Below are 8,079 nucleotides of genomic sequence, written 5' to 3'. Positions count from 1 at the left end.
GGATTACCTGTCCTCCAGCGGCAAGCGCATCGCCGCCGGCGACATCGACCTGCACGCGCGCGCGCTGTCCATGGGCAAGCTGCATCACGCGATGATGGGCACCGCGGCGGTGGCCATCGGCACCGCTGCGGCGATCCCCGGCACGCTGGTCAACCTGGCCGCGGGCGGTGGCGCGCGTGAGGCGGTGACCTTCGGGCATCCCTCCGGCACGCTGCGGGTGGGCGCGCAGGCCGCGTTCGTTGACGGGCAGTGGACGGTCACCAAGGCCATCATGAGCCGCAGTGCACGCGTCTTGATGGAAGGCGCAGTGCGGGTCCCCGCCGACACGGTGTAGGTTCAACAGGAGATCGCGATGTCCGGTCACGACAGCAACGCCACCCAACGCCCGCCGTGGGATACGGTGATGACCGACATCGTCGATTACGTGCGTGACTTCCGGGTGGCGTCGCCGCTGGCGTATACCACCGCACGCCACTGCCTGATCGACACCCTGGGCTGTGGCCTGGCCGCGCTGGCGTTCCCGGCCTGCAGCAAGCTGCTCGGGCCGCTGGTCCCTGGCATGCGCGTGATCAATGGCGCGCGGGTACCCGGGACGCGCTTCGAGCTGGACCCGGTGCAGGGCGCCTTCAACATCGGCGCGATGGTGCGCTGGCTGGATTTCAACGACACCTGGCTTGCCGCCGAGTGGGGCCATCCGTCCGATAATCTCGGCGGCATCCTGGCCACGGCCGACTGGCTCAGCCGCAATGCCGAGGCCTTGCGCCGGCCGCCACTGACCATGCGCGACGTGCTTGCGGCGATGGTCAAGGCGCACGAGATCCAGGGGTGCCTCGCCTTGGAAAACGCGTTCAACCGCGTCGGCCTGGACCATGTGGTGCTGGTCAAGGTGGCCTCCACTGCCGTGGTGTCGCACCTGCTGGGGCTGGACCGCGAGCGCATGCTCAACGCGCTGTCGCTGGCCTGGGTGGATGGCCAGTCGCTGCGCACCTACCGTCATGCGCCCAACACCGGATCCCGCAAAAGCTGGGCCGCCGGCGATGCCACCAGCCGCGCGGTGCGGCTGTCGCTGATGGCTGCGGCCGGTGAAATGGGCTACCCCAGCGCGCTGACCGCGCCGACCTGGGGCTTCTACGATGTGTCCTTCGGCGGTCAGGCGTTCCGCTTCCAGCGCGCGTATGGCAGCTACGTAATGGAGAACGTGCTGTTCAAGATCAGCTACCCGGCCGAGTTCCACGGGCAGACCGCGGTGGAAGCGGCGATGCAGCTGAACGCGCGGATGCGCGCGGCCGGCAAACGCAGCGAGGACATCGCGCAGATCACCCTGCGCACCCAGCAGGCATGCCTGCGCATCATCGACAAACCCGGCCCGTTGCATAATCCGGCCGATCGCGACCACTGCGTGCAGTACATGGTCGCCATCGCGTTGATCTTCGGCCGGCTGGTCGCCGAAGACTACGAGGACGATGTCGCCGCCGACCCGCGTATCGACCCGCTGCGCGCCAGGATCACCTGCGTGGAGGAGCCGCGCTACACCGCCGACTACCTCGACCCGGACAAGCGCAGCATTGCCAACGCGCTGGAGGTGGTGTTCAACGACGGCAGCCGCCTGGACGCTGAAGTGGAGTACCCGCTGGGCCACGCCCGCCGCCGTGCCGAAGGCATCCCGTTGCTGGAGGACAAGTTCCGCGCCCACTTGGCCGCCACCTTCCCGACCCAGCAGCAGCGCCGCATCCTGGATGCCTCGCTGGACCCGGTGGTGCTGGAGGCCATGCCGGTGCATGAGTATGTGGACCTCTACGTGGCCGGGTAGAGCCGAGCCATGCTCGGCTGCGCTTGCCGGCGGACTGGCCGTACGCCGSACATCGCCTCCTGCCCGCGTTTMAACCKCGGGGAAACCGCATCGRTCGGCAGGAGAACGGCTTCGGACCGGTTTGCCGCGCTGGCGCGCGGTTGCCGAGCATGGCTCGGCACTACCGTTGCACGTCGGGTTGCTGGGGCAACGGCGCCACGCTCGTCTGCCCGTCGCGGACAGGTACCGGGTAGAGCCGAGCCATGCTCGGCTGCTCTCGCCGGCGGACTGGGCGACGGACTTGCCGGCGGACTGGCCGTACGCCGCACATCGCCTCCTGCCCGCGTTTAAACCGCGGGAAAGCCGCATCGGTCGTCTGGACAAAGGCTTCGGACCGGTTTGCCGCGCTGGCGCGCGGGTGCCGAGCATGGCTCGGCACTACCGTTGCGCGTCGGGTTGCCCGGCAACGGCGCCATCCTCGTCTGCCGTCGCGGACAGGTACCGGGTAGAGCCGAGCCATGCTCGGCTGCTCTCGCCGGCTGCTCTCGCCGGCTGCTCTCGCCAGCGGATTTGCCGGCGGACTGGCGTACGCCGGACATGCGTCTCCTGCCCGCGTTTAAACCTCGGGGAAAACCGCATCGGTCGTCTGGACAAAGGCTTCGGACCGGTTTGACGCGCTGGCGCGCGGTTGCCGAGCATGGCTCGGCACTACCGTTGCGCGTTGGGTTGCCCGGGCAATGGCGCCATCCTCGTCTGCCCGTCGCGGGAAGGTACCCGGTAGAGCCGAGCCATGCTCGGCTGCTCTCGCCGGYGGACTGGCGTACGCCGGACATGCGCCTCCTGCCCGCGTTTAAACCTCCGGGAAGTCGCATCGGTCGGCTGGAGAACGGCTTCGGACCGGTGTTCCGCGCTGGCGCGCGGTTGCCGAGCATGGCTCGGCACTACCGTTGCGCGTCGGGTTGCCCTGGCAACGGCGCCATCCTCGTCCGCCCGTCGCGGGCAGGTACCGGGTAGAGCCGAGCCATGCTCGGCTGCGCCTGCCGGCGGACTGGGCGACGGACTTGCCGGCGGACTGGCCGTACGCCGCACATCGCCTGCTGCCCGCGTTTAAACCGCGGGGAAACCGCATCGATCGGCAGGAGAACGGCTTCGGACCGGTTTTCCGCGCTGGCGCGCGGTTGCCGAGCATGGCTCGGCACTACCGCGCGTCGGGATTGTCGTTGCGCGTCGGGATTGTCGTCGTGCGGGTAAGGGCGCCGCCGCCGTTCGGGGGGACCGGCCCTTATACTGGCCGCCTTGTTCAAGGAGCGACGTCATGGCTAGCCGCAGTCGGATCGGGCAGTGGAGCTGGAAGGGAATCGCGGGGCTGGCGCTGGTCGCCGGCCTGGCCATCGGTATCGGGGGCTGCAAGCGCAACGACAGCGGCCAGCTGCCGACACCGTCCGGCGCGCCGATCACGGCCAAGGCCGACAAGATCAGCGAGTTCACCCTGGTGCGGGCCTATCCCGACCAGAAGGGCGACGGCGTCTCGCTGGCGCTGGAGTTCTCGCGGCCGCTGGTGGGCACCCAGGACTTCGACAAACTGGTCCGCTTCGCCGAAAAGGTGGGCACCGAGGACAGCAGCTGGACGCTCTCCGATGACGGCCTGACGCTGCGCTACCCGTTCGTGGAAGCGGCCAAGGAATACAACCTGATCGTGTCGGCCGACCTGCTCGCCGCCGACGGCAGCCGGATCGGCAAGGAACTGCGCCAGAAGGTATTCAGCGGGGAGCTCAAGCCGGTTGCCGGCTTTGCCTCGCAGGGCAGCGTGCTGCCGGCCAAGGACAGCCGCGGCCTGCCGGTGGTGTCGGTGAACGTGCAGGAAGTGGACGTGGAGTTCCTGCGCGTGCGCGAGAAGGAGCTGCCCAGCTTCTTCAGCCAGTACCAGCGCGGCGGGCGTCGCGGCAGCTGGGAACTGGACAGCGAGTACGGCGAAAAGACCCCGATGTCCAAGCTCGCCGAGCCGGTGTACGTCAACCGCTTCGTGCTCGGTGGCAAGCAGAACGAGCGCGTACTGACCTACCTGCCTACCCAAGACATCAAGGAGCTGCAGGCGCCGGGCCTGTACTTTGCGGTGATGAAGCGCAGCGGCTCGTTCGACAGCGAGTTCGACACCGCCTTCTTCACCGTCAGCGACATCGGCCTGCACACCCGCGCCTACAAGGACAAGCTGTTCGTACACACCGCCTCGCTGCAGAGTGGCGCGGCGCTGAAGAAGATCGACCTGCGCATCCTGGATGGCAAGGGCGAGGTGGTGCTCAAGGGCAGCACCGACGGCAATGGCAATGCGCTGCTCAACTACACCCTGGATGCCAGCCACGTGCTGATCGCCAGCAGCGGCGCGGATACCTCGATGCTGCCGTTCAACCAGCCGGCGCTGGACCTGAGCGAGTTCGCCGTGGCCGGTCGCGACAACGCCTGGTTCGACGTGTTTGCCTGGTCCGGGCGTGACCTGTACCGCCCGGGCGAGACCGTCCGCATTTCCGCCCTCCTGCGCGACAACGACGGCAAGCCGGTCAAGCCGCAGCCGGTGTTCCTGCGGCTGAAACAGCCCGACGGCAAGACCTTCCGCGAGACCCGTCTGCAACCGGGCGACCAAGGCTACCTGAGCTTCGAACAGCTGATCCCGGCCGAAGCGCCGACCGGCCGCTGGCAGGTGGAATTCCGCACCAATCCGGCCAGCAAGGAAGCCATCCAGGGCATGACCCTGCGCATCGAGGAGTTCCTGCCCGAGCGCATGAAGCTGGACCTGGACAGCGCGCAGAAGACCCTCAAGCCGGGCGAACCGCTCAAGCTGATGGCCGATGCGGCCTACCTGTATGGCGCGCCGGCCGACGGCAACCGCTTCACCGCGCGCCTGGCCGTGGCCGCAGAGCAGTCGCCGGTGGAAGCGCTGCCGGGCTATTTCTTCGGCGACCCCACGATGGAACTGCCGCGCGAAGCGCGCGACATCATCGACACCGAATTCCCCGCCGACGGCAAGCTGCGCCAGGACGTGGCCCTGCCCGACGAGGTCAAGCCGACCGCGCCGATCGCGGTGGTGGTGTCCGGCAGCGTGTACGAGACCGGTGGACGTACCGTCACCCGCACCCTCAAGCGGGTGATGTGGCCGGCGCCGGCACTGGTGGGCGTGCGCCCGCTGTTCAACCCCGATGACGGTGCCGATGCCAACAGCAACGCCCGCTTCGAACTGATGCGGGTGGACGCGGCCGGCAAGCCGCAGCCGGCCAAGGGCCTCAAAGTCACGCTGGTGCGCGAACTGCGCGATTACCACTGGACCTTCAACGACAACCGCTGGGACTACGATTTCACCCGCCGTTTCGAGAACAAGGAGACCCGCACCGTCGATGCCGGCAGTGCGGCCGCCGCGATCGATTTCCCGGTGGAATGGGGCGAGTACCGCCTGGACGTTTTCGACCCGGGCACCGGGTTGACCAGCCGCTATCCGTTCCGCGCCGGCTGGAGCTGGAACGATGACAACCGCGGCCTGGATGCGCGTCCGGACAAGGTCAAGCTGGGCCTGGACAAGACCGGCTACAAGGCCGGCGACAAGGTCCGCGTCACCGTCACCCCGCCGCATGCCGGCAAGGGGATCCTGATGGTGGAAAGCGACAAGATGCTGTACGTGCAGGAGATCGACGCCAAGCCGGGCAGCACCTTCGACATCCCGGTCACCGCCGAGTGGGAACGCCACGATGTCTACATCACCGCGTTGGTGTTCCGCGGTGGCAGCGCGCCGAGCAAGATCACCCCGGCCCGCGCGGTCGGCGTGGTGCACGTGCCGATGGACCGCAAGGCGCGGCAGATCGCGGTCGGCTTGTCCGCACCCAAGCAGATGCGCCCCGAGCAGACCCTGCCGGTGGCGGTGAGTGCGCCGCAGCTGGCGGGCAAGGTCGCGCATGTGACCGTCTCGGCGGTGGACGTGGGCATCCTCAACATCACCCGCTTCCCGGTGCCCGATGCGGCCGGCCACTTCTTCGCGCAGCGACGGCTGGGCGTGGATGCCTACGACATCTACAGCCGGGTGATCGAAAGCTTCGACGGCAGCAGCGGCAAGCTCAAGTTCGGTGGCGACATGGCGCTGGCGGCGATGCCGCAGGCCAAGCGTCCGACCGCGCGGGTGCAGACCGTGGACCTGTTCTCCGGCCCGGTGAAGCTCGATGCCAAGGGCATCGCGCGGATTGCGCTGAAGGTGCCGGACTTCAACGGCACGCTGCGCATCTCCGCGCTGGTGTATTCCGATGACCAGTACGGCAAGCGCGACATGGAGACCATCGTGCGCGCGCCGATCCTGGCCGAAGCCAGCATGCCGCGGGTGATGGCGCCGGGCGATCGCAGCACGGTCACCCTGGACGTGCAGAACTTCACCGGCAAGCCGGGCGAGTTCAAGGTGCAGGTCGATGGCATCGGTCCGCTCACCCTGGGCGAACCCAGCCGCACGCTGCAGCTCAAGGCCGACGCCAAGACCACGCTGAGCTTCCCGCTGACCGCGCGCGAGGGCTACACCGTGGCCAAGGTGCGGGTGCGGGTGGACGGCAACGGCTTCAAGGTGGACCGCCGCTATGACCTGCCGGTGCGTGCGGCCTGGCCGCAGGTGCTGCGCGCGCAGACCCGCACGCTGGATCCGCTGGCGGCGGTGGAGATGGGCACCGGCCTGGCCGATGGCCTGATGGACGACTCGGTGACCGCGCGCATGCTGGTCAGCGCGCTGCCGCCGATTCCCTTCGCCAGCGCGCTCAACGGCGCGTTGAAGTACCCCTACGGCTGCGCCGAGCAGACCACCAGCAAGGGCTATGCCGCGCTGATGCTGGACGAGGCGACCTCGGCGATGCTCGGTGCCGACGGGCTGGATGCCAAGGCCCGGCGCGAACGCATGGAAGGCGCGTTCGGCCGGCTGGCCTCGATGCAGGTGGCCAACGGCAACTTCTCGATGTGGGGCGACGACGGCTACGTCAATCCGTGGCTGACCCCGTACATCGCCGAGTTCCTGCTCGACGCCAAGGACGCCGGTTTCGCGGTGCCCGACAACGTGCTGCAGAAGGCGCTCAACCGCCTGAGCGAAGACCTGCTGTCCGGCGGCAACCAGTTCTACGGCGAAGACCGTCGCGAGAACCTCAAGTTCGCCAACCAGGCTTATTCCGGCTACGTGCTGGCACGGGTCAACCGCGCGCCGCTGGGCACGCTGCGCGCGCTGTACGACAACGAGCGCAGCAAGGCGCTGACCGGGCTGCCGCTGGTGCACCTGGGCATCGCGCTGTCGCTGCAGGGCGACCACAAGCGTGGTGATGCGGCCATCGCCGCCGGCTTTGCCAAGCCCGGCAGCGAGCGTCCGCAGTACTTCGGCGACTACGGCAGCGAGGTGCGCGATGACGCCTTGATGATCGCGCTGCTGCACGAGCGCAAGCTGTCCAAGCCGGCCTATGACGCGCGTGCGGTCGATCTTGGCCGTGCGCTGGATGCGCGGCGCAACAGTGGCTGGATGTGGCTGAGCACGCAGGAGCAGGTCGCCATCGCGCGCCTGGGCAAGGCGTTGGCGGCCAACCAGAAGAAGCTGGTGTCCGGCGAGCTGGCCGTGGGCGGTCAGGTGGAAGCGATCACCGCGCGGCGCATGTTCGGCCGCAGTTTCGACTACGCCGCACTGGCCAAGGGCGTGCATTTCACCCCGCAGGGCGAACCGCCGATGTTCGCCAGCCTGGAAGTGGCCGGCATCCCGCGTACCGCGCCGGAGCCGGACAGCCGCAGCCTTGGCGTGGAGCGCACCTGGTACACCACCGATGGCAAGCCGTGGACGCCACGTGCGCTGAAGGAAGGCGAGGCGCTGATCGTGCGGGTCAGCATCACCCCGAACCTGGACATGCCCGATGCGCTGCTGACCGACCTGCTGCCGGCCGGCCTGGAGATCGAAAACTTCAACCTGGGCGATGCCAAGCAGTGGGCCGACGTGGTGGTGGACGGGCTCAACGTCAACGACCGCGGCGATGCGGCCACGCTGCGCCATGAGGAGTTCCGCGACGACCGCTACGTGGCCGCGCTGAAGCTGTCCAAGGGCAGCACCGCCAAGGTGTTCTACCTGGTACGCGCGGTCACCCCGGGCACCTACACGGTGCCGCCGCCGCTGGTGGAGGACATGTACCGTCCCGACCTGCGTGGGGTGGGCCGCAGCAACCCGACCACGATGACCGTGGTCCAGCCCTGAGCCGGGTGCGGGCCATCGCTGAGGCGATGGCCCGCGTAGTCCTGTCGTCCAACCG

The 8,079-nt window shown here is 68.4% G+C and carries 3 protein-coding genes; all 3 read left to right on the top strand.

Translation table 11 applies throughout. The features are described 5' to 3' along the window. Nucleotides 1-334: PrpF domain-containing protein (locus ACXJKH_RS10755; protein WP_457319424.1), on the top strand; the 334-nt coding region annotated here is incomplete at its 5' end. 18 nt (nucleotides 335-352) lie between these two features. Beyond that, on the top strand, nucleotides 353-1,810 hold the full coding sequence (locus tag ACXJKH_RS10750) for a bifunctional 2-methylcitrate dehydratase/aconitate hydratase (RefSeq protein WP_457319423.1): 1,458 nt from the start codon (nucleotides 353-355) through the stop codon (nucleotides 1,808-1,810). Nucleotides 1,811-3,104: 1,294 nt separating this feature from the next. Next, nucleotides 3,105-8,024 (top strand): alpha-2-macroglobulin family protein, encoded by a 4,920-nt coding sequence (locus tag ACXJKH_RS10745; RefSeq protein ID WP_457319422.1) that lies wholly within the window; start codon nucleotides 3,105-3,107, stop codon nucleotides 8,022-8,024. The last annotated feature ends 55 nt before the right edge of the window (nucleotides 8,025-8,079 follow it).

It is taken from the genome of Stenotrophomonas sp. P5_B8 (assembly GCF_054049855.1).
The sequence above is the reverse complement of the archived record's forward strand: the minus strand, read 5'-3'. Positions and strand labels throughout refer to the sequence as shown.